Source organism: Ruegeria sp. CDSB022 (assembly GCF_059611145.1).
Genome location: NZ_JBXWOZ010000003.1, coordinates 311,286 through 334,347, shown reverse-complemented (window position 1 = coordinate 334,347; position 23,062 = coordinate 311,286). Strand labels below are relative to the sequence as shown.

The window sequence follows — 23,062 nt, the reverse complement described above, 5'->3', positions numbered from 1 at the left end:
TGAGGGTCACCATTCGTGAGTATCCGCAAGAAAATCGCCGATAGCGAGGCCGTCCTGAATTGGACCGCCCGCCGCATCGCGAGCTATATTCGGATGGTTAACCGCAACACCCAATGGCAACGCATCGGCTATGAAGAGCTGGACCAACTGGCCGATCAGGGCGAGCCGGTCATCGTTGTCCTTTGGCATCAGCGACTGGCACAATCGCCCTATTTCTTTCCGTTGGATAAGGGGCGTATCTGCTCGATCACATCTTCGGCACGCGCTGGCAGCATGGTTGGTCGGGTGCAGAAACTCTTCGGCATGGACACCATCGCCATGACCAGCAAAAACGCCAACAACATCGCGGTGTCACGCGAAGTGATCGGCAAGATCAAGCGGGGCATTTCCATCGGTATCGCCGCTGACGGCCCGCGCGGTCCGGAACGGGTGCTGTCGACAGTGCCTCTGGTTTGGGCACGCACCTCGGGCAAGCGGGTCTTCGGTATCACCTTTTCTGCCCGCCACGGCAGCGAGGCCGGTACCTGGGATCGCCTGCTGATGCCGCGCCCTTGGCGCAATCAGGGCGTCTTTTTGTGCCGGGAATGGACCGAAAACGTTCCCCGCAAGGCCAGTGAAGAAGAACTCGAGACGCTGCGGTTAAGCCTTGAGGCGCATATGAACGACATCACTGCCGAAGCAGACAGGATGGTCGGGCGCGAACCCTGGTCACCCAAGGGCTAACCGCCGCGCAGCCTTTGCATCAGATACACTTCGCTGCCTTCGGGGATCGGTTCGGTCAACCCGCTGGCGATCACGCGACCGTTTATTGAGATGGATACCCCAGCATCAATCGGTGCCTGAAGCTGCGGATGTACCCGCGCAAGTTCCCGCAGCAGCTCACCAGTGGTTTTGGCCTCAACCTCGACCACCTGTTGACCCCCGGTCAAAGACCGGAGGCCGGACCACAGGTGGACCTCAACCATTGTCCTTGAGCGCCGCCAAAATGCGTGGCGGTGACATTGGCAGTTGTTTCATCCGCACACCCGCTGCATTCGAAACCGCGTTGGCGATGGCTGCCAGCGGTGGCACGATGCCAGTCTCGCCCACGCCGCGCACACCAAACGGGTGGCCGGGATTGGGCACTTCGACGATCACCGTATCGATCATCGGCAAGTCGCTGGCGACCGGGATACGATAATCGAGGAAGATCGAGTTCTGCAGACGACCATCCTCGCCATAGACATATTCCTCGTTCAGCGCCCAACCGATGCCCTGCGCCGCGCCACCCTGATACTGGCCTTCCACATAGGTCGGGTGGATCGCCTTTCCGGCGTCTTGAATGACCGTATAGCGGGTGATGCTGGTCTTGCCGGTCTCCGGGTCGACCTCGGCATCGACGATATGGGTGCCAAACGACACGCCTGCGCCTTCCGGGGTTGCTTCGAAATGGCCCGAGATCGGACCGCCGGTCGCACCCATATCAGCGGTGATATCGGCCAGCGGCATCGGGTCGAAATCGCCCGCATTGGGGCCCGAGGGCACCGCGCAGCCGTTTTCCCATTTCACCGCATCCATCGGGATGCCCCACTTGGCCGCCGCGCGTTCGCTCAGCTTTTCAACCGCATGCCGGGCCGCCTTGATCGTGGCCAGCCCTGAGGCATAAGTCACGCGCGAGCCGTGCGAAACGTCGTTATAGCCGAGTGTTGCCGTGTCCGCGATGGTGACGCGGATATTCTCGTAGGGAATGCCCAACACCTCGGCTGCCATCAGAGCCATCGACGCGCGCGAACCGCCGATATCGGGCGTGCCGACCATCAGCTGGGCCGAACCATCCTCGGACAGGGCCAGCGACACGGATGTCTCGCCCCCGTGATTGAACCAGAATCCACAGGATATCCCACGCCCCTGCCCTGGTTTCAGTGGCGCAGAATAGTGCGGATGCGCCTTGGCGGCCTCAAGCGTTTCGACCAGACCGATGCGTTCGTAGCGCGGGCCATAGCTGGCCTTCGTACCTTCGTAGGCGGCGTTTTTCAGACGCACATCCACGGGGTCCAGACCCAGTTTCTTGCACAGCTCGTCAATCACCGACTCAACAGCAAAGGCTCCCATCGGTGCACCGGGCGCCCGGTAGGCCGCCTGTTTCGGGCGGTTGGCCATGACGTCATAGCCCACCTGCTTGACGTTAGTCAGGTTATAAGGAGCAAAGGCACACATGGCCGTCATATCACCCGGCGCGCCGGGGAAGGCCCCACCCTGCAGGCGGAACACGCCTTGCGCTGCGGTGATCGTGCCGTCTTTCTTCATCCCGATCTTGATATCCATCGACGCGGAGGCAGTCGGACCGGTGGCCCGGAATACCTCGGATCGGGTCATCACCAGCTTGACCGGGCGGTTGGCCTTGCGGCTCAGCGCCAGCGCGACCGGCTCGATGAATACGGTTGTCTTGCCACCAAAGCCGCCGCCAATCTCGGACGCCGTCACCCGCAGTTGCGATGTTTCGATCCCCAGCAAAGCCGCACAGGTTTTCTGCGCGATCCAGTGACCTTGGGTGGTGCACCACAGCTCACCCTTGCCGTCATTTCCCAGCGTCGCCAAACAGGCATGAGGTTCGATATAACCCTGATGGGTTGCCTCGGTGACAAAGCTGTCTTCAACAACCAGATCCGCTTCGGCAAAACCGACCTCGACATCGCCATGCCCGCTTTCGTGATAGCGCACGACGTTCGGGTGCATCCCTTCGGGCACGGAATAATCCGCCGCCCCCTCGCGTATAACCGGAGCGTCCGGGGCCATCGCTTTGTCGACATCGGTCACATGGGGCAGCACCTCATATTCGACCTCAATCAGTTTGAGTGCGTCACGTGCCGACAGCGCCGAAGTTGCCGCAATAGCTGCCACCGCGTGGCCGTCATACAGGGCCTTCTCGCCTGCCATAACGTTTTCCAGCACGTTCCAGAACTCACCTTCAAGACCGGGCTTAAACGGCACCTCAGCGAAATCGTCACGGGTCACAACGGCTTTGACGTCTTTATGCGCTTGGGCCTTGGAGGTGTCGATCTTTACGATCCGCGCATGGGCATGGGGCGAGCGCAGAATAGCCCCGTGCAACATGCCCGGTGCGGTGGCGTCAGCACCAAATTTCGCGCGCCCCGTGACCTTGTCCAGCCCGTCAGGGCGGTTCGGTCGGGTGCCAACGAAAGTGAATTCAGATTTGCGATCGTCGAGTGCCATTACGAAGCCTCCCCCAGTTCAGCCGCTGTATCCATCACGGCGCGAATGATCTTGTCATACCCGGTGCAGCGGCAGAGATTACCAGCCAACCAATACCGTGTCTCTTCCTCGGTCGGGTTCGGGTTCTTTTCCAGCAACGATTTGGCCGCGACCAGAATACCGGGGGTGCAGATACCGCATTGAAGAGCAGCATATTCAATCATCTTCTTCTGCAGCGGATGCAGAACGTCCCCGTCTGCAATACCTTCGACCGTCTCGATCTGTTTACCCTCTGCTTCGATCCCAAGCATCAGGCAGGAACAAACCAAACGGCCATCGAGAGTTACCGAGCAGGCACCGCAATCGCCGGTGCCGCAGCCTTCTTTCGCACCGGTCAGGTTCAGCTTGTCGCGCAGACAGTCCAGCAGGGTCTCGCGTGGGTCACACAGGTATTCGACCGTGTCACCATTGACGGTGGTGGATACGTGGAACTTGCTCATGCTTGCTCTCCCTTGGCGCGGGCATAGGCGATTTTCGCGGCGCGTTTGGCCAGAACCCCGGCCACTTCGGTACGGAATGCGATTGTGCCGCGCTTATCGTCGATCGGGTTACAGGCAGTAGATGCGGCAGCGGCAAGCGCGTCCAATGCAGTATCGTCCAGGGCGCTGCCCATGATCGCCGTGGCGCAGTCTTCGACAAGCAGAACAGTCGGAGCCACGGCACCCAGAGACACGCGGGCCTCGGTGATGGTATCCCCGTCCAGACGGAGATTCACACCTACGCCAACCACCGCAATATCCATCTCGGTCCTGGGGATGAACCGCAGATAGGCATCACCTCCGTTTTCGCCGCGTGCAGGAATATTGACCGCCGAGATCAGTTCACCCTTGGCCAAGGACGTTCTGCCCGGGCCGGTCGGAATATCTTCGACGGCAACCTCACGTGTGCCACTTGGTCCGGTGACTGTCACGGTCACGCCCGCTGCCACCATGGCTGGCACCGAATCCGCCGCAGGCGAGCCATTGCACAGGTTGCCAGTCAGCGTCGCCCGCCCCTGCACCTGAGTCGATCCGATCAAATCCATCGCTTCGACCACGCCGGGCCAGTCGAGGCCCAACCCAGGATGTTCGCTCATTTCCGCACCTGTCGCCGCCACGCCCAGCGTCCAGCTGCCGTCAGCATTGCGGGTGATATCGCTTACGCCATTGATTTTCTTGATGTCTATCAATGTATCAGGCGTCACCAATTCCGAGCGCAACTGCACCAAAACATCGGTGCCACCGGCAAGAAACCGTGTAACGCCTTTTGCATTTTCTGCCAGAGCCGACGCCTCGGCAAAGCTGGCAGGGCTGTGATAATCCATGATTTTACCTCGCGCCTGTTGGTCAGGATCCACTGGGGTTCGCAGGGACGTTAATGCAGCAACACACTGGCGTCCATGGCAAGAACGACCTATTTTTCGATCCCGAAATGACGTTTCCAGACCTCGGATCAGAGGTCGATCTCGACCACCCCGTCCGGGTCCGCAGCACGGCTTTGGCACAGGATGATTGCGCCTTCGCGCTGCTTGTTCGACAGCACGAAATCCCTATGCTCGATTTCACCCGAAATCACACCGCATTTACAGACGCCGCAAATTCCGTCCGAACATTTCACATCGACCTGAATTCCGGCTTCGTTCAGCACCTGCGCCGCGTGTTTGTCGGCGGGAACCTGCAGCTCTCGCCCCGATTTGGCCAGTTTCAGCGTGAAAGAATGGTTCTCATACTCGGGCTGCTCGGGAACGGAGAAATACTCCAGATGCCGCGCCTCGTCTGGGAACCCTTGACGTTCCGCTGCCTGCATCACGCCTTCCATGTACCGATCCGGGCCGCAGGTATAGACATGCCAACCTACCTGATATCCCGACAGGATTGACTGTAAATCAGCGCGCGTGCCTTCGTCCGAGAAATGATAGTGCACGTGATCGGCCCAGGGCATTGCAGCCAGATCGTCCAGATACCCCGCCCCAGCGCGGGTACTTGCCGAGTAATGCAGGTCAAAGGGTTTGCCCAGACTGTGCAGGCGGTGGGCAAAAGCGATCATCGGCGTGATACCGATCCCGCCGCCCATCAGGAATGTCCTGGTGGCGGTCTCATCCAGTTCGAAATGGTTGATCGGTTTCGAGATGAAAACCTTGCGCCCTTCGGTAAAAATCCGGTGCAACAGGGCCGAGCCGCCCCGCCCCTCATCCTCGCGCAAGACACCGATCTGATAGGTCGCTGGGTTCGCCGGATTGCCGGACATTGAATATTGCCGCAGGAACTCTGGCGCGACCAGCACGTCCAGATGGGCGCCTGCGGTCCACTGAGGCAGCGGCGCGCCATCCAGCGTCGCGAACTCATATTTGGTCACATCATCCGTCATCCGGTCGACCATGCTCAGCTCGACCCGCATGACAGGGGCATCACCTGCGATGGAATAGTTGTGAACAACAGACATGTCCCCGGCGGCCTTGCGTGCCTTGTACTCCTCTGCCGTGACCATCGCTTCATAAGCTGCAATCCCGGCTTCGCGGTCCATGGCAAAAGGATAGGGCCAGGGATGCGGGGCCAGATAGGCGGGATAGACCGCCAGCGTCTGATCCTCATATTTCAGGGCAAGGTCCGTCTGCAGGTTGCGCCGGTTCAGCGGATGCTGGGTCGGGCGATACGCGCCGTCGGGCTGCAATTCGATATCCCACCACCATTTCTTGGTGTCGTTCAAGCCACCATTGCCCACCGCATCGTCCAGTTTCGCCAGCGCTGGCGCGGCTTGGGGGAAGTTCATCGCGGCCCAACGGAAGGGACGTTCCTTGAAGATGCCTTCCAGATTCCATGGGCAGGTCTTCATGCACCGCCCGCACATCGCACCACCCGATGTTGTCACCCGGTAAGTGGCGCATTTCTGGCTGTCGGACTTCCAGATTTCATAGCCGTTGAACATCAGTTTTGGCCCGGCGGTGATCGCCCCCGAGGGGCATTCTCGCGCGCATTTATTGCAGCTTTCACAAAAACTCTGCAGTCCGAAATCTATCGGCTTGTCATGAGCCAGAGGCATATCTGTTGTGACCGCACCGGATTTCAGACGCGGGCCCAGATAGGGGTTCAGGATGACCTCGCCAATCCGGCTGACCTCTCCCAGTCCCGACAACAGCAAAAGCGGAGGCTGCAGCACCTCGCCATCCATCACCGTATGGGCCTTGGCCTTATACCCAAGGTTGCGGATCTGCTGTGCAACGACCCCACCCAAAAGCGAGAACCGCAGATAGGCGCGCATGGATTGAGCGACCGCAATCCAGTCGTCACCGCTGGATCCCTCCATCGTCTCATAACCTTGGTCGATGATCATGCTGATGGCTTGATCATGTGGCGGTGTAATCTCTTCTCCGGCGGCATCATGTGAATACCACGCCCATTCGGGGCAGCGGCTGAGGCCCACCGCATCCGCACCCAGAAAATAGGTCGTGGCCTTGATATTAGCGGCGTTCCGGGCGGCATCTGTCGGCGGCGCTGTCTCGGCGCTATCGCCATCCTGCAGCAGAACAAACGCGCCCAGCGCGCGCCGTTGCGCGAAACTGGGGGCCGCCTTGCGCACGTAATGCCCACCCTTGGCGGCGTCCTGCAGAGTCTTACCCATGTCGCCGAATTGCGCCCGGGCAAACATGTCAGCCCGTTTGGGGACGCGTGCAACGTTTTCCTCGTCAATATAAGTTGTCGGCGTTTCGACACGCTTAAGCTTTTCGAAGGGATGCGCGCCGTCGACATAGCGCCGTTTGGCATAGGAGTCTCGGTTCAACGCATTCTTGGCAAAACCCGCCCCCAACCACCATGCCGGTCCTTGTGTGCGAAACCACGGTTGCTGAGCCATCGGGCACAGCGGGCGGTCATGAGCGATCTCCAACTCGGTCGTCACCACGGCCAGCCCGAACCGGGTCCCAAGCCACGGGGCAACAAGTTGTCCACCTTCGGCCGAGGCCAATCCCGCGGCGACCGCCAGTTTGCCCAGATCAACATCCGACGACATCGCCGTATGCGCCCGTGCATCAAAGCCAAGCAATCGGATGTAGTTGGCAATCACCACCGCATTCTCGGTTGCCAACAAACAAGCGCGATGATCCTGCGCATCCACGATCCAATCGGTTCCGGGCTCGGACAGGTCCGGGTCTCGGTTGTGTTCGTACAGAAACACGATTGCATGGCGGTGGCTGTCGATTGGCTTTGGCGCAGCCTCGATACTGTCCTTCAAATCCGCCATGATGACATCAATGCCCGAGGCCAGCGTCTTGGTTTGCCGTGTCCTCAGGGCATCAGCCAGCCGGTCTATATCAGGGTTGCGGCGCGGCTCGGGCAACAGTGCTTCAGGCGGCAGTGGTCCGCACCCAATCATCGACGCATCGTTGAAATAACCAAAGGCTTTCAGATGGTTGGCGCGCGCATTCGGATCTGACGGGATATCGCCCATTGCCGGGTTCACCAACCCGTCGCGGATCGCATCCATCATCGCCTGAAACTCACCCATCGCATTGACGATGCTGTGGGGCTGATCGGGGCGGCGAAAACTAAGATCGCCCATAGGCGGCACCTGCGAAAGGTCCGGCATTGTGTCCTGCCGCGCCAACCGCTCTAGCGGGTAGCCGCCCATATGAACTGGCCTGTTCCGGTCTGAAAAGAAACGGATTCCCATAGCGTGCCTCCCCTTGCCCGTCTGACCCTTAATGCCCGGTAGACAGCAATGCCATTCATACTTAATCATAAATAATATGAATAAAAATGATTTCACTGATTTGGACGGCAAAGTCCTGCGGGTCTTTCTGACAATACTCGAGGAAAGCTCGGTCTCGAAAGCAGCCGATCGGCTGGGGGTCACGCAATCGGCAATCAGCCACACGCTGTCCAAACTGCGGCAGGTGCTGGGCGATCCGTTGTTTGTACGTTCAGGTCAGGGCCTGACCCCGACCGAACGTGCCTTGTCCCTGAAGGACCCTATTCAAACGGTGCTGGACGGGATGCGTGCCTTGACCGACGGTCGCCCCTTTGACCCGTTATCCGAACAGATCGACATTCGCATCGCCACAAATGACATGCCACGCGAAGTGATATTCCCAAGGCTGTTGCGAGACACACGCGCCGAGGGTGCACGGTTACGGTTGGAGTTCATCCCATCGGGCGTTCCCGATCCGGACCTGTTGCGCAGCGACCGGTGTCAGTTGATGGTCACCCCTCTGCCGCCGGATGGGCCGGACATTTACCAGAAACGGCTGCTCGAAAGCCCGCTGATGATGTTTTATGATGCCGGCCATTGCACCCCGCCAAACAGTTGGCAGACCTACTGCGAGAGCGACCATATCGAGGTGCGCTTTTCCGATGGCCGCAACGCCCGTGCCGTCATGCGGGGTGTTGATCAAAGCCAGATCAGAGCGCCGATTGTTACCCTGCCCCATTTCAACGCGATTCCGGCCTTTGTGCGGGGCAGCTCGTTGATCTCGACCGATACCGCCTTGATGAGACAAGGTCCTCTGGCCGGGTTGGACTGTGCGCATTTGCCCTTCGAATGCACCCCGGTTCCGCTTTACATGGTCTGGCACCAAAGGTCGGCCAATGACCCGGCGCATCGTTGGCTGCGCAGAAGGATCGAAGCCATAGCAGCTGACATCAGCGCGCCTTGATCAAATGGGTCAGTGCAGCACCGGTTTCAAAGTAGGCGTGACGCAGGCGGGTCCAGCGTTCAGTATGTTCCGCCACAGCGGGAACTGGCAGCAACGCCGGATCCCCTGCCAAAAGGCTCTCAGCCGCCATACGGCCAAACACCGTGCCCGGCCCGATACCCCGGCCTGAATAGCCATGGATCGAAACCGCATCCGGTCCGATCCGGGTGATCTTGGGAATGTGGTCCGAGGTCATCGCAATGCGGCCATGCCATCCCTGCTGCAAGGGTTGATCCGCAAGCTGAGGATAAAGCTCTGACAGTTTGCGCTTGATCCATCCGGTGTGCGCGGCGCTGCCCGCATGTTCTAGATTGCCCATTGCGCCGAGGATAAAGCGCCCGTCGTGATCCATTCGGAAAGAGGTCATGATCAGGCCGGTATCCCAACATCCTTCGGCTCCGGGAAGAATACTCGCGCGCAGATTGTCGGACAACGGCGCAGTAGTGAATTGAAAATACGAGACAGGAACATAGGCCGGTGCCGTATCGGGCAGGTTCCGATGATACGCGTTGGTGGCCTGGATCACCGATTTGGCGCGCACCGTTGCCTGCGGGGTTTCCAACAGCCATTGGCCATCGACATGGCGCATCGTCGTCACCGGGCTGTGTGTGTGAACGCGTGCCCCGGTTGCGGCAGCCGCGCGGGCCAGACCACGCACATATGCCATCGGCTGGATCGTTCCGGCGCGCGGGTCGAACAGAGCTCCACGAAAGGTGGCGCTGCCCGTGCGCTGGTACGTCTTGTCCGACGACAGCAACTCGACCGGAGCGCCTGCCTGACGCAACTGTGCATGGCGTATTTTCAAATCAGCAAGACCAGAGCCAGAATGCGCACAATGCAACGTGCCCGTGCGCATCGGCTCGCACTCAATCTCATGTGCCTGGATCACGCTGAATACTTCACTTGGGGCCGCCGCAAGGATTTCGATAAGACGCGTTCCGTCCGCATCCCCCAGATGGGCGCAAATGTCAGCAGGACGCACCCAGAGTCCGGCATTGACCAGCCCCACATTGCGCCCGGATCCCCCATGCCCGATCTCCTGCGCCTCCAAGACACAGACCGAGGCTCCGGCCCGTGCGGCCGTCAAAGCCGCAGAACTGCCAGTATAACCGCCGCCGATCACCGCAAGGTCCACAGACAAATCGCTGGTCAGCGGGGCGCTCTCCACATGCTCGCGGCAGGTGTTTAGCCAAAGGGATTGATCGTAGTCGCTCAATGCGGACTCCTTGCGGTGTCAAAAACCATTAGGACGCGGGATCAGGTCGTCGCAAGAGCCCTTTGATCCTCACGCCCCATCGCGATCAGGAAAGGCCGCGCCTTTTGCTGCGACTGAAACGCTGCCCGATCGCACATCCCCTGCCACCCGGCCAGAACCAGCGATTGCGCAACGGCACCGCCCAAAGTCGCTCCGGGGCCTGTCACGATGAACAGGTCAGGCGCGAATTCGCGCGCGGCGGTCTGGATTGCGCGGGTGAAGTCATAGGCCGCGGTCACCTGATGTCCCAGGGTGTAATCCCACAGTGCCTGCGTGTCCGTCGCACCCGGCCACCAGATTTTGCCACGCCCGTCGATCAGAGGCCGGTCAGGCTGTTTGAACAGCTCCGCACCAAGTTGCGTGCGCCCTTCCGCAGCCACCGGAGCTTGAAGGTGGGTGTGAAATGCGGCGTGATTTGCCAACCTCATGGGGAACCTGTCTTGCACACTCGGCCACGATGCCTCGAACGCTCGTAAGCCCTCTTCGTTGCCCGCCAGAACCAGCATTCCACCCAGATCAATCGACAATGCCAGAACCTGACCGTCCTGCGCGTTGATCCGCGCCACATCGGCCAGCAATTCAGCCTTACGCTGTGGGTCATCCGCCCAGCTATTGTCTGTGAATGGGTATACGAGCTGCCCACCAATTAGGTGGTCCTGCATCAGCGTCCCCATTGTATTCACCACACGAAAGCCATCCTCGGGCGACACCGCGCCTCCGGCGGCCAAGGCGATGTACCAGCCCATCGAGTTGCCGGTGACGGCGACCACCTCAATGTCATCAGCAAGCGCCTGAGCATCGGCCAAAGAGGCCGCATAAATCAGGGGTGAGGCCACATCACCGCGCGAGTACTTACTGACCGTGAACCGATCAGCACCGTCCAGCGCCGTGACTGCCGCTTGCCCCGCATTGGCACGGATGGCGTCAAAATTGCCAAACATCTGCATCCGGCTTGCGTGATGACGGTGCAAATAACCCAGCTCGGCCTTGTTATAGGTGCCCCGACCCGGGCAGATCACAACGGCGGTACGGGTCATGAGCGGTTTCCAGTCAGATTGATCGCGGCGGCGACAATATTATCCTTTGACGGCAATGGCGCAGCATATGCAGGCCCAGTCGCGATAAAGCTGTCTTCTGCCACTACGCGGGCGATTGGTGTGTCGGGGCTTTCTTCGACGAAGAAAGTTGTCAGCGCCTCTGACTGGCTTCCGGTCCGGCGGCATTCGTCAACGACCAGAATATGCGCACAGGTTTTGGTGGCCTCGCGCAACGCTTCTGCAGGTAATGGAGCCAACCATCGCATGTCGATAATCCGGGTTCGGATCCCTGCGGCCTCAAGTTCAGGCAAGGCTTGCTGCGACAGGTAGTGGCCGTTGCCATAGGTCACAATCGCCAGATCGGTGCCGTCCCCCTGTACCCCGACCTCGCCCAGGCGGATGCTGCGATCCGGCGAAGGATAGGTCGTCATCCATCCGGCATCTTGTGCCTGATGGAGGTCGCGCATCGGATAAAGCGCAATGGGTTCCAGGAATACCACGACGCGCTGCTCTTCGCGGGCCAGCCTTACGCATTCTCGAAGCATCTGCACCGCGTCCGAACCAGTCGAGGGGCAGGCAATGATCACACCCGGAATATCGCGCAGAACGGCCAGAGAGTTGTCGTTGTGGAAATGCCCCCCGAAACCCTTCTGATATCCCAGACCGGCGATCCGCAGGACCATCGGATTGGTAAATTGCCCGTTCGAGAAAAAGGGCAAGGTCGCGGCCTCGCCCCTGATCTGGTCCTCGGCATTGTGGAGATAGGCCAGAAACTGAATTTCAGGGATCGGGACAAAGCCGTTATGCCCCATACCGATGGCCAGCCCCAGAATGGACTGTTCGTCCAACAGCGTGTCGATCACCCGATCCGGGCCGAACCGCTGTTGCAGCTTTTGGGTCACGCCATAGACGCCACCCTTGCGTCCCACATCTTCGCCCATGCACACGATCTCGGCGTGTTCCAGCATCAGATCGGTCAGCGCCCAGTTGATCAGACGACTCATCGGCTGGGGATCGTCCATCGCGCGCATGTCGCCGCCAAAAGCGGCTGCACGGGCCTCGGCCCCCGGACCATTGGTGGGTTTGCAGGTGCGTTCCGGCGGGATCAGGCTGGCCATGACCTCGGACGCAGTGGTCAGATGTGGGCGGGTCACGGCCTCGGCCGCGATCCTGTCGGTGCGGGCGCAGGTATCCTGATATATCTTCAGCGCCTGATCCGACGATAACGCCCCGGCCTGATCCAACAGCCGCACCGAATGCAGAAGCGGATCATTAGCCTCATCAGCTTCGACCTCGGATTTCGCCATATAGGTCGTCGGGACGTCCGCCCCCGCATGGCCATAAAGCCGAACGGTTCTTAGATGCAGAAAAGCCGGTTTGCGCCGAGTGCGCACGTATTCCGCCGCCTCTTTCGCAACCGCATAGGTTTCGAAAATATCCAAACCATTGGCCTGGAAATATTTGATCCCCGGCCGGTGCTGCATCGACGCTTGAACCCATCCCTTTGGCGTTCTGACCGAGATACCGATCCCATTATCCTCACAGACGAACAACAGGGGCAAAGGGGTCGACTGTACGCTGGTCCACCCCGCCGTATTGATCGCCCCCTGCGCAGTGGAATGATTGGCCGACGCATCCCCGAACGAACACATCGCGATCCCGTCCTGTGGCAGCTCGCGATGTTCGGGCGGGTGCCGCCGCGCTGCACCCAGGGAATAGGCCGCACCCACAGCTTTGGGCAGATGACTGGCAATTGTCGAGGTCTGCGGCGGGATCATCAGTGCCTTCGTGCCCAGTACCTTGTGCCGACCACCCGAGATCGGGTCCTCTTTCGAGCAGGCAAAACTCAGTAACATATCCCAGGCGATCTGCTGACCCGGCACCTGCTCGGAACGCGCGATCTGAAACGCGGCATCCCGGTAGTGCAGAAACGCGATGTCTGTGGGCCGCAGAGCATGGGCGACAGCAGCCATGCCCTCATGCCCGGACGAGCCGATAGTATAGAACCCCTGCCCCGCCTTCTGCATCGCGCGGCTGGTACGGTCCAACGCCCGGCTGAGAACCTGCGACCGGTACAGCGACACCGCCTCGGTATTGCTAAGTCCGGGGCGCGGGGCTGCGCCGTCAGGCAGGTGGCCTTGCGCCACACGTGTCAGGAAATTCTCATGAACGATCTGAGCGCGATCCATGGCGGCCCCTCTACTTCAATCTGGCGGTCGCAACAGAAATGTGCCGCAACCCTTCTTGCAGGCTTTCGGTGCCATAGGCAAAAGAAAGCCGCAGATGGCCCGGCATCCCAAAGGCGCGCCCCGGCACCAGGGCCACCCCGACTTCGTCCAGCAGATACCGGCAGAATTCATGATCGACCGGCATTTCAGCCGGTGTTTTGGGAAAGACATAGAACGCGCCATCCGGAACGGCACACTCCAGACCCGCGGCATTCAACCTAGCAACCACAAGATCACGGCGTGCTCGCATCGCCTGCAGGCGTTCGCCCAAAAGCGTTTGCGGCCCGGTAATCGCAGCCAATGCTGCCGCCTGCGCGATGGAACATGCGCCTGATGTAATCTGCCCCTGAACAGCGGTCATCGCCTTGATCAAGGGTGATGGCCCGATTCCCCAACCGATCCGCCACCCGGTCATCGAATAGGCCTTGGAAACTCCATTTACGGTCAGCACTCTATCCGCCAGATGCGGCACGGCCTGAACAAATGGCGTGAAGGGAACATAGGTCAGGTGTTGGTAAATCTCATCCGAGATCACCCAAACATTGGGATGCCTGTCCAAAACACGACCCAGGGCCTGCATTTCCGATTCAGTATAGACCGCGCCGGTCGGGTTTGAGGGCGTGTTCAGCAAAAGCCAGCGAGTGCGCGGCGTAATTGCGGCCTCAAGCTGTGCTGGGGTCAGCTTGAACCCCTGAGAAACCGGACAGTCCAAGACAACCGGAATACCGCCGGACAGCCTGACCATATCCGCATAGCTGGTCCAGAACGGCGCCGCGGTAATAACTTCATCCCCGGGATCGAGCGTGGCCATCAGCGCCCCGGACAAAACCTGTTTAGCACCGGTCGAGACGATCACGTTTTCCGGCTGGACACTGGCCCCGACGGCGATAGCCGCCCGAAGGTCCGGCGCCCCTGCCGTCGCCGGGTACCGTGTTTGCCCGGCCAGCGCCGCTTTATGGGCCGCCTCGACCACATGTTCAGGGGTCGGAAAATCAGGCTCGCCAGTACTGAGCGCGACCACATCGACACCCTGCGCCTTAAGGCGCGCAGCCTGCTCAGAGATCTGAACAATCTCTGACAACTCAATCCCGCGCAGCCTGTCTGCACGCCTAAAACTATCTGCTGCGATTTCCCTGGACACTGCCAACGTCTCTCTTGACCAAAATATTCATTTGGTATCGGGCTGGCGGGCTCTAAAAGCCAGTGATATTCCATTCGAAAGGTATGAGGAATTATCATATGATCGCCCCCCGTCGTTTTCTGCCGTCTATCCCCTCTCTGCTGGCACTCGAGGCCGTTGACCGCCTTGGCAGTGCATCGGCGGCAGCGGAAGAGCTTTCGCTGACCCAAAGCGCCATCAGCCGACAGCTCAAGTCGATGGAGGAACAGCTGGGCATCGAACTGATCCAGCGAACCCAGATGCGGCTGCAGCTTACCCCGGCGGCAAAAGAATACGTTCAGGTCGCGCGCAAAAGCTTGCACCAACTGGCGCAGGCCTCCCTAAAACTCAGAGCCAATCCGACCGGAGGATCGCTGAACCTGTCGATCCTGCCGGCGTTTGGGATGCATTGGCTGGCGCCGCGTCTTCAGGACTTTGCTCGCCGACATCCCGAGGTGACCGTCAATCTGAACACCCGGCTTCGCCCCTTCGATTTCGAAACGGAACATTTCGACGCCGCGATTCATTTCGGACGTCGAGATTGGCACGGCGTCAACTACCTGCCGATCATGCGTGAAAACGTTGTACCGGTTTGCGCCCCGGAAATTCTGCCAAAAAACCCGGAACAGATTGACTGGCTAATGAATGCCCCACTGCTGCACCTGGAAACGCGCCCTGACGCCTGGGAGCAATGGTTTGCCGCACAAGGGCTTGTGGCATCAGGGCTTGGCGGCATGTTGTTCGACCAATTCTCGACTATGGGACAAGCCACAATTCATGGGCTTGGGGTGGCGCTGCTGCCCAGCTATCTGGTCGAAGACGACTTGAAAACCGGGCGGCTTGTTCCCGCCTGGAAAGGCCCAGGCGTCAGTCTGGGCGATTTCTTTCTGGTCTGGCCGCAATCCCGGGTGGCATCCGAGCCGCTGAAGTCGTTCTGTTCTTGGCTGCAAGGCCAAGTCGACCAAATCTCGTGACCGGGCCATTCCGACCACCCTAGAAAACTGCGGGGCGGGAGCGTCCCGAACAGGATTATGTGTCCAACGACCGAGCAATGAGTTCCTTCATGATCTCATTTGTCCCGCCATAGATCATCTGAACCCGCGCATCCGCGTAAAGCCGAGCAATCGGATATTCCATCATGAACCCATAGCCACCAAACAGCTGCAGACATTCATGCATGATCTCATTCTGCACCTCAGACCCCCAGTATTTGGCCATCGACGCGGTCGATGCATCCAAAGTTCCAGCCTCAAGCCGAGCAATACAGTCGTTGACAAAACTGCGCAGCACTTCGGCCTTGGTTTTACACTCGGCAAGCTTGAAGCGGGTATTTTGGAAATCCATCACGCGCTGACCGAAGGCTTTGCGCTCCTGCGTGTATTTCACTGTTTCGGCAATCGCGAAATCAATCGCACCCAGGGCACCGATTGCAATCGTCAGGCGTTCCCAGGGAAGTTGCCGCATCATCTGGTAAAAACCCTGCCCCTCTTCCGCACCAATCAGGTTTGTCATCGGGACCTTGACGTCCTCAAAGAACAGCTCGGCCGTGTCATTGGACTTCATGCCCAGTTTCTTGAGGTTCCGCCCCTTGCGGAACCCATCTGCGCCCTGCGTTTCGACCGCGACCAACGATACCCCTTTCGACCCTTGGGTCTTGTCGGTCTTTGCGGCCACAAGGATCAAGTCCGCAGATTGCCCATTGGTGATAAAGATCTTGGATCCGTTCAGACAGTAGGAGTTACCGTTCTTTTCTGCAGTTGTGCGGATCGACTGCACATCCGAACCGGTTCCGGGCTCTGTCATGGCCAGCGCGCCGACCATCTCGCCCGAGGCGAGTTTCGGCAGCCATTTCAATTTTTGATCTTCGCTGCCATAAGCGGTGATATAGTGGATGACAATCGACTGGATCGCATAGCCCCAACCGGAATCTCCGTGCGAGGTCTGGGCGTACATGGTCAGAGCATCAAATCCCATGCCACCACCGACACCGCCGTGTTCTTCGGTGATCGCGCCAGCCATCAGTCCCATGTCACCGGCCTTGCGCCAGAACGCACGATCAACAACTCCGTTTTCGGTCCAGCGCTCGATATTGGGCACCAGTTCGTCCTGCATGAAACGGTCCGCCATTTCGGCAAACATCTGGTGCTCTTCGGACACCCAGCTGGATGTAGGGGTAATAAGAGACATTGCGCATCCTCCAAGATCAACTTGCCGCCAGCGTAAGTTGGACCGCCAAGTAATCCAATGCGTTGGATGAAACGCTACGCAACGTCTTTTGGAAGATTTCGCCGGGTCACGGGATCGGTGCGGCCAACGCGTTTTCCAGCAAGACCCGCGCTGCAGCTTTGGCATCTTGCGCGGGATCACAGCTTTTCAACAGAACCGCCGTCACGATTGCCCCTTCTTTCAGCAGAAGAATCTGACATCCCAGGCTTTCAGGGTCGAAGGCACCGGCTTTGCGGGCCAGATCCGTGAAATATTCCAACAACAACCGCTTGTGCTCCGCCGCCTGCACGTGGATCGGGTGCTCTTTCTCCTGGAACTCGGCGCCAGCCTTGATGAACATGCAGCCGCGAAACCCGTCTTCGGCGAACCACTCGCCCAGTGCATCAAAGCTTGAAATCAACTGGTCCGCAGGGGTGTCGGCCAATTCCTCGACACGACGCATGAACCAGTTGCGGAAATTCTCGTCCCGCAAGCGCAAAGCCGCCAGTATCAGATCTTCCTTGGTGCGGAAATGTTTGTACATCGAAGTCTTCGACACACCCGTCTCAGCCACCAGCTTGTCCATGCCGGTCGCATGAAAACCGTCACGATAAAAGACCTTTAGGGCCTTGCGGACCAGCTCATCCCTTTTGTTTGGGCGCATGATTCGCCTCCTATACGTACCGATCTGTACATAATTGTACCCTCCATAATCCGCAAGGGCCACCAATGTTCAGGAAATTCTCTTTATTTTCCACCTGGATAGAGAAAAATTTTAGATATTTTACAGGCGCCCCTTGCAAATAGGTACCGATCAGTACACCTTAACAACATGATGTACCGATCAGTTAACCATGGAGCCATCATGAAACGCCGTACCAGCCCCTTCAACCGCCAGTACATCCCAATTCTGTTGACCCTTGCGCTGCTCGCTGCATCGCTGACCTGAAGGATCATGACATGAGCCGCCCCCCTCTGCCGCCATTCACTGCTGAGACCGCTACACAAAAGGTCCGCATGGCTGAAAATGCTTGGAACAGCCGCGATCCGGATATCGTGACGCCCGCCTATACCGAGGACAGCCAATGGCGGAATCGGGCCGAGTTTGTCGCGGGCCATGCTGAAATTCACGCGCTTTTGACCCGCAAGTGGAGAAATGAGCAGGAGTACCGGCTGATCAAAGAACTCTGGGCCTATTCGGAAAACCGTATTGCCGTGCGCTATGCCTATGAATGGCGGAACGACAGCGGCCAGTGGTTCCGCTCATATGGTAACGAGAACTGGGAATTCGATAGGGATGGTCGGATGGCCAAACGTCATGCCTCGCTGAACGACCTTCCGATCAGGCAACAGGATCGGGTTTTCCTTTGGCCTCTTGGTCCGCGCCCTGACGACCATCCCGGCCTGTCTGATCTGGGCCTGTAGAAAGGACCAATTATGCCACGTGCTTTTTCCAAACTAACCTTCACGCCTGCCGTTCTCACCCATCAAGAAAGGATGGGATCGGCAAAAACCTATGCGAAATTCCTGGAAAGCGGCCCTGTGCAGGGTCACGAAATCAGAGCCGCCGAAAAAGAGTTCATCGAGGCCCGCGACGGGTTCTACCAATCAACCGTGTCCGAGACCGGCTGGCCATATGTACAGTATCGTGGCGGACCCGCGGGGTTTTTACGAGTACTTGATGCGCAGACCATCGGGTATGCTGATCTTTCAGGCAACAAACAGTATATCTCGCGCGGGAATTTGGATGGCAATGACCGGGTTGCGCTGATCCTGATGGATTATGCCAACCAGCGACGCCTGAAAATACTTGGGCGTGTCGAAATTGCCGAAGGCGCTGCGGCGGCTGCCAGCCTCTCCCCTGAAGGCACCCAGACCCCGGCCGAACGCGCCGTCATTATCAAGGTCGAAGGTCTGGACTGGAATTGCCCAAGTCACATTACCCCACGATTCACCGAGGCCGAGCTGCGCCCCCACCTGAACGAATTGGGTCAGCAGCTGGCCCAACTTCAGGCAGAAAATGACCGGCTGAAACGGGAATTGGAAAATAAGAAATAAGCCCCAGTGCCAAGCATTCCCCAACTTGTGATTCAAGGACTGACACCATGATAACGTTAACGCTTCACCGAGCCTTCATAGTCCTGTTTGGTTTCGCTCTGTCGATTGCCTTTCTTATGCTGGGATTTTTCGCATCCCCCGAAGCTGTTCGGACATCCCCGCCCGCGCTTTATAATTCGCTGCTGCTGGAAAAACTGGCCCGAGACTAAGAACCATACGGCCTTCGAAACAAGAGATTGTGCCTGAATCATGATCTCTGCCCTTGACCTTCCTGTGACTGGAACCCCCATCTAGGGTTGGAAACAGGACAGGATGAGTCGATTGGCCACCCCACATGCTATCAGACTGAAGGTCACCGGAATGAACTGCGCATCCTGCGTAGGCCGCGTGGAATCTGCGTTGCGCAATGTTCCCGGGGTTACCGAGGCTTCGGTCAACTTCCCAACCGAGACTGCACAGGTCACTTATGACGCGCCGATCAGCGACCTGACCGGCGCGCTGGACAAAGCTGGTTATCCGGTGTCAGTGGCAGAAGCCGTTCTGCAGATTGACGGTATGAGTTGTGCTTCTTGCGTCGCAAGGATTGAACGAGCACTCTGCGCAGATCCGGCCGTCATAAGTGCTCGGGTCAACCTGGCCACTGAAACCGCGACCATTCGTTTTGCCGACGGGGCAACTGATCCTGTGAAGCTGGCGCAGCTAAGCACCAAAGCGGGCTATCCGGCGCACCCTTCCAGGATGGCCGAAAGCAACGATGAGAAACCGGGCGAAGCCTCTGCGCTGATCCGCACCACCCTGATCGCTGCGGCGCTGGCTTTGCCCGTGTTTATACTCGAGATGGGCGGGCACATGATCCCAGCCTTTCATCACTGGGTTCAGGCAACAATCGGGATTCAGACCAGCCATATCATCCAGTTTGTCCTGACGTCGGTTCTGCTGATCGGCCCCGGAAGGGTGTTCTATGCCAAGGGTATCCCGGCCTTGCTGCGCGGGACACCTGATATGAATGCGCTGGTCGCGATGGGAACCGGTGCCGCCTATCTGTATTCCGTCCTGGCCACCTTTGCGCCTCAGGTTCTGCCACAAGGCAGTGCAAATGTGTATTACGAGGCCGCCTCGGTCATCGTAGTCCTTATCCTGCTGGGTCGCGCGATGGAGGCGCGGGCAAAAGGCCGGACCGGGGCCGCTATTCGCAAACTGGTCGGGCTTCAACCGAAAACAGCCCGGCTAGAACAGGACGGGGGCACGGTCGATCGGCCCATATCCGAAATCCTGGTTGGCGATGTGCTGCAGATCCGACCCGGAGAGCGCGTCCCAGTGGATGCTCAAGTGTTGGACGGCACCTCATACGTGGATGAAAGCATGATTACCGGCGAACCCGTTCCTATAGGGAAATCGGCCGAAGATCAGGTGATAGGGGGCACGGTCAACGGCACGGGCGCGCTGCGCGTGCGCGCCACGCGGGTTGGGTCCGAAACGGTGCTGGCGCAGGTGATCCAGATGGTTCAGCAAGCTCAGAGTGCCAAGTTGCCGATACAGGGGCTAGTCGACCGGATCACGGCGTGGTTTGTTCCCGTTGTGATTGGCGTTGCCCTACTGACCATTGCAATCTGGCTGATCTTTGGCCCTGCGCCTGCCTTGCCGATGGCGCTGGTCGCAGGGGTTTCGGTTTTGATCATTGCCTGCCCCTGCGCCATGGGGCTGGCGACTCCGACGTCGATCATGGTGGGCACGGGGCGCGCGGCTGAACTGGGCGTGCTGTTCCGCAAAGGCGATGCTTTGCAGCAGTTGCAACAGGCCAAGATCATTGCTTTGGACAAAACCGGGACTCTGACACTGGGGCGCCCCGAACTGGCGAATGTCACGACCACGAACGGGTTTGAGCGCGATACTGTTCTGCGGCTGGCCGCTGCGGTTGAGGCGCGGTCCGAGCATCCGATTGCCACGGCGATCACGCGGGCCGGACCGGCGGACCTGCCCCCTATCTCCGGCTTTGAATCGCTGACTGGGCTGGGCGCCCGCGCGTCTGTCGATGGGCATGATCTGCTGATCGGCTCACCCAGATTGATGGCGCAGAACGGAATTGATCTGTCAGCGCTGAGCCGACAGGCCGACCAGCATGCCGCCGAAGGGGCAACCCCCGTATTCGTCGCGATCAACGGTCAGGCTGCAGCACTCCTTGCGGTTTCCGACCCGGTCAAACCCGGCACGGTCGAGGCATTGCGCAGGCTGCACACGATGGGCCTAACGCTGGCGATGGTCACCGGGGACAACGCCCTGACTGCGCAGGCCTTGGCAAACAAGCTGGGCATCGATCATGTCACAGCCGAGGTCCTGCCGGACGGAAAGCTCGCCACAATCAACGCCCTGCGCGACCAGTTCGGAGAGCTGGCCTTTGTCGGTGACGGGATCAACGATGCCCCCGCCTTGGCGGCTGCGGATATCGGCGTCGCCATCGGAACGGGGACGGATGTGGCGATTGAAACGGCGGATGTGGTGCTGATGTCGGGCGATCTGCGCGCGGTTGCCAATGCGGTTGAAATCAGCCGCCGGACCATGAGCAATATCCGTCAGAATCTGGGCTGGGCGTTTGGATATAACGTTTTGCTGATCCCCGTCGCCGCCGGGCTGCTGTATCCTTTTGGCGGCCCGCTTCTTTCTCCGGTTCTGGCGGCTGGAGCCATGGCTTTGTCCAGCGTCTTTGTCGTCACCAACGCGTTGCGACTTCGCAGGGTTCGCGCCAGCCTGCCCGAGGGATCACATACGGCGGCTCAACAAATTGTGACGTCATGAATATCGGCGACGTTTCCAACCAAACCGGTCTCCCGGCCAAGACGATCCGCTATTACGAAGATATCGGACTGATCAAACCGCTGCGCGATGATAATGGCTATCGCCGGTTCCGCAGTCAGGATGTGCACAAACTGAACTTTTTGGGCCGGGCCCGCGCATTGGGATTTACGATCGAAGATTGCCGGACCCTGATGGCCTTGTATGAGGATGAAACCCGCGCAAGTGCAGATGTGAAGAAGGTTGCCCGCGCGCATATGGTCCAGATCGAAGCGAAGATCGCCGACCTTAATGCGATGCGCGATACGTTGGGTCATTTAATTGACGCCTGCGCCGGAGACGACAGGCCTGATTGTCCGATCCTGAAGGATTTGGGCGGACAACCCTGACACGGGGTTGCCCTTTGTCTTCAGCTTTGCTTTGTCTCTGCCAAACAATCCGGCTTGCGGCGTCTGACCGGACCCGGACAGCAGAGAGGTTCACCAAATGGCAAAAGTTGCGTTCCTTGGTTTGGGTGTCATGGGATATCCAATGGCCGGCCACCTGCAGGCTGCAGGTCATGAGGTCACGGTTTTCAACCGAACCACCGCTAAGGCCGAGGCTTGGGTCGCCCAATATGGCGGCTCAATGGCCGCTACCCCGCGCGAGGCGGCTGAGCGAGCCGAGTTTGTCATGGCTTGTGTGGGCAATGATGATGATCTGCGCATGGTCTGCACCGGCGACGATGGTGCCTTCGGCGCAATGTCAAGCGGCGCGGTTTTCGTCGACCATACGACCGTCTCGGCAAAGGTAACCCGAGAGCTTTATGGCGCGGGCAAAGCCGCAGGGATTGCCTTTGTGGACGCGCCGATTTCGGGCGGTCAGGCCGGGGCTGAAAACGGCGTTCTGTCGATCATGTGCGGGGGGGATCAGGCTGCCTATGACGCGGCCGAGCCCATTATGCAGGTCTATTCCAAAATCTGTCGCCGCATTGGGGACAGTGGCGCCGGTCAGATGACCAAGATGTGCAACCAGATCGCCATTGCCGGACTGGTTCAGGGCCTCAGCGAGGCGCTGCATTTTGCCGAAAAAGCCGGGCTGGATGGCCGGGCGGTTGTGGAAGTGATCAGTCAGGGGGCCGCAGGCAGTTGGCAGATGGCGAACCGCTATGAAACCATGTTGGACGATCATTTCGAGCACGGTTTCGCGGTGGACTGGATGCGCAAGGATCTGGGAATTTGCTTGGATACCGCAGATGAAACAGGGGCATCACTGCCGGTGACGGCTTTGGTTGATCAGTTCTATAAGGATGTGCAGAAAATGGGCGGGAATCGGTGGGATACTTCCTCGCTTATTAAACGGTTGCGCGCATTGGGGTAACGGGAAAAGGGGGCTGTCTGCCCCCTCTTGGCCCGCAGGGCCAATTCACTCCCG

At 59.1% G+C, this 23,062-nt stretch carries 20 protein-coding genes; 9 read left to right on the top strand and 11 right to left on the bottom strand.

All coding sequences use genetic code 11. The features are described 5' to 3' along the window. The first annotated feature begins 15 nt into the window (after positions 1 to 15). On the top strand, positions 16 to 723 hold the full coding sequence (locus tag AC2FIZ_RS09295; protein ID WP_142635800.1) for a lysophospholipid acyltransferase family protein: 708 nt from the start codon (positions 16 to 18) through the stop codon (positions 721 to 723). On the opposite strand, the gene AC2FIZ_RS09290 is transcribed toward AC2FIZ_RS09295, so the two are convergent. The 5 genes from AC2FIZ_RS09290 to AC2FIZ_RS09270 all read right to left on the bottom strand — a co-directional run bounded on the left by AC2FIZ_RS09290 (position 720) and on the right by AC2FIZ_RS09270 (position 7,896). Continuing rightward, entirely contained in the window at positions 720 to 965 is a 246-nt protein-coding gene (locus AC2FIZ_RS09290; protein WP_142635798.1) for a MoaD/ThiS family protein, read from the bottom strand. The two genes, AC2FIZ_RS09295 and AC2FIZ_RS09290, sit on opposite strands and share 4 nt — an antisense overlap. Then, complete coding sequence (locus AC2FIZ_RS09285; protein ID WP_281995327.1) at positions 958 to 3,213, bottom strand: xanthine dehydrogenase family protein molybdopterin-binding subunit; 2,256 nt, start codon at positions 3,211 to 3,213, stop codon at positions 958 to 960. Before AC2FIZ_RS09285 ends, AC2FIZ_RS09290 begins: the two co-directional genes overlap by 8 nt. Then, positions 3,213 to 3,692 carry a (2Fe-2S)-binding protein gene (locus tag AC2FIZ_RS09280; RefSeq protein WP_281995328.1) on the bottom strand — a complete coding sequence of 160 codons (480 nt, stop codon included), beginning with the start codon at positions 3,690 to 3,692 and terminating at the stop codon, positions 3,213 to 3,215. The genes AC2FIZ_RS09285 and AC2FIZ_RS09280 overlap by 1 nt, the downstream gene beginning before the upstream one ends. After that, a complete protein-coding gene (locus AC2FIZ_RS09275; RefSeq protein WP_281995329.1) occupies positions 3,689 to 4,555 on the bottom strand; it encodes an FAD binding domain-containing protein in 867 nt (288 codons plus the stop codon). The genes AC2FIZ_RS09280 and AC2FIZ_RS09275 overlap by 4 nt, the downstream gene beginning before the upstream one ends. A 128-nt stretch (positions 4,556 to 4,683) precedes the next feature. After that, entirely contained in the window at positions 4,684 to 7,896 is a 3,213-nt protein-coding gene (locus tag AC2FIZ_RS09270) for a reductive dehalogenase (RefSeq protein ID WP_281995330.1), read from the bottom strand. Positions 7,897 to 7,972: 76 nt separating this feature from the next. Between AC2FIZ_RS09270 and AC2FIZ_RS09265 the strand changes: the two genes are divergently transcribed. Further along, positions 7,973 to 8,878, top strand: a complete 906-nt coding sequence (locus tag AC2FIZ_RS09265) for a LysR family transcriptional regulator (protein ID WP_281972455.1) — start codon at positions 7,973 to 7,975, stop codon at positions 8,876 to 8,878. Here AC2FIZ_RS09265 and AC2FIZ_RS09260 read toward each other — a convergent pair. The 4 genes from AC2FIZ_RS09260 to AC2FIZ_RS09245 are packed head-to-tail and all read right to left on the bottom strand — an operon-like array spanning position 8,865 to position 14,578. Beyond that, on the bottom strand, positions 8,865 to 10,133 hold the full coding sequence (locus AC2FIZ_RS09260; RefSeq protein ID WP_281972456.1) for an NAD(P)/FAD-dependent oxidoreductase: 1,269 nt from the start codon (positions 10,131 to 10,133) through the stop codon (positions 8,865 to 8,867). The two genes, AC2FIZ_RS09265 and AC2FIZ_RS09260, sit on opposite strands and share 14 nt — an antisense overlap. 41 nt (positions 10,134 to 10,174) lie before the next feature. Then, complete coding sequence (locus AC2FIZ_RS09255) at positions 10,175 to 11,209, bottom strand: ACP S-malonyltransferase (protein ID WP_496790934.1); 1,035 nt, start codon at positions 11,207 to 11,209, stop codon at positions 10,175 to 10,177. After that, complete coding sequence (locus AC2FIZ_RS09250; RefSeq protein ID WP_496790932.1) at positions 11,206 to 13,398, bottom strand: dehydrogenase E1 component subunit alpha/beta; 2,193 nt, start codon at positions 13,396 to 13,398, stop codon at positions 11,206 to 11,208. The genes AC2FIZ_RS09255 and AC2FIZ_RS09250 overlap by 4 nt, the downstream gene beginning before the upstream one ends. Before the next feature lie 10 nt (positions 13,399 to 13,408). Next, the gene (locus AC2FIZ_RS09245; RefSeq protein ID WP_281995335.1) at positions 13,409 to 14,578 is read right to left on the bottom strand and encodes a pyridoxal phosphate-dependent aminotransferase; all 1,170 of its coding nucleotides are present in this window, start codon (positions 14,576 to 14,578) and stop codon (positions 13,409 to 13,411) included. Between the two features lie 98 nt (positions 14,579 to 14,676). Between AC2FIZ_RS09245 and AC2FIZ_RS09240 the strand changes: the two genes are divergently transcribed. After that, the gene (locus AC2FIZ_RS09240; protein ID WP_142635780.1) at positions 14,677 to 15,570 is read left to right on the top strand and encodes a LysR substrate-binding domain-containing protein; all 894 of its coding nucleotides are present in this window, start codon (positions 14,677 to 14,679) and stop codon (positions 15,568 to 15,570) included. 55 nt (positions 15,571 to 15,625) lie between these two features. Here the strand turns inward: AC2FIZ_RS09240 and AC2FIZ_RS09235 are convergent, their stop codons facing one another. Both AC2FIZ_RS09235 and AC2FIZ_RS09230 read right to left on the bottom strand, forming a co-directional pair. Continuing rightward, a complete protein-coding gene (locus AC2FIZ_RS09235; protein ID WP_496712043.1) occupies positions 15,626 to 16,783 on the bottom strand; it encodes an acyl-CoA dehydrogenase family protein in 1,158 nt (385 codons plus the stop codon). A 106-nt stretch (positions 16,784 to 16,889) separates the two neighbouring features. After that, complete coding sequence (locus AC2FIZ_RS09230; protein WP_496712046.1) at positions 16,890 to 17,465, bottom strand: TetR/AcrR family transcriptional regulator; 576 nt, start codon at positions 17,463 to 17,465, stop codon at positions 16,890 to 16,892. A 296-nt stretch (positions 17,466 to 17,761) separates the two neighbouring features. On the opposite strand from AC2FIZ_RS09230, the gene AC2FIZ_RS09225 reads away from it, so the two are divergent. From AC2FIZ_RS09225 to AC2FIZ_RS09200, 6 genes are all read left to right on the top strand, one after another. After that, positions 17,762 to 18,226, top strand: coding sequence for a nuclear transport factor 2 family protein (locus tag AC2FIZ_RS09225; RefSeq protein WP_142635774.1), 465 nt, complete (start codon positions 17,762 to 17,764; stop codon positions 18,224 to 18,226). A gap of 12 nt (positions 18,227 to 18,238) precedes the next feature. Beyond that, positions 18,239 to 18,859 carry a pyridoxamine 5'-phosphate oxidase family protein gene (locus tag AC2FIZ_RS09220; RefSeq protein ID WP_142635772.1) on the top strand — a complete coding sequence of 207 codons (621 nt, stop codon included), beginning with the start codon at positions 18,239 to 18,241 and terminating at the stop codon, positions 18,857 to 18,859. Between the two features lie 47 nt (positions 18,860 to 18,906). Then, complete coding sequence (locus AC2FIZ_RS09215; RefSeq protein ID WP_496790931.1) at positions 18,907 to 19,068, top strand: hypothetical protein; 162 nt, start codon at positions 18,907 to 18,909, stop codon at positions 19,066 to 19,068. Between the two features lie 103 nt (positions 19,069 to 19,171). Beyond that, positions 19,172 to 21,652: a heavy metal translocating P-type ATPase gene (locus AC2FIZ_RS09210; RefSeq protein WP_496790929.1), complete on the top strand. Its 2,481-nt coding sequence runs from the start codon at positions 19,172 to 19,174 to the stop codon at positions 21,650 to 21,652. Continuing rightward, complete coding sequence (gene cueR, locus AC2FIZ_RS09205) at positions 21,649 to 22,038, top strand: Cu(I)-responsive transcriptional regulator (protein WP_142635768.1); 390 nt, start codon at positions 21,649 to 21,651, stop codon at positions 22,036 to 22,038. The genes AC2FIZ_RS09210 and cueR overlap by 4 nt, the downstream gene beginning before the upstream one ends. A gap of 97 nt (positions 22,039 to 22,135) precedes the next feature. After that, complete coding sequence (locus AC2FIZ_RS09200) at positions 22,136 to 23,008, top strand: NAD(P)-dependent oxidoreductase (protein ID WP_281972465.1); 873 nt, start codon at positions 22,136 to 22,138, stop codon at positions 23,006 to 23,008. Positions 23,009 to 23,062: the final 54 nt, after the last annotated feature.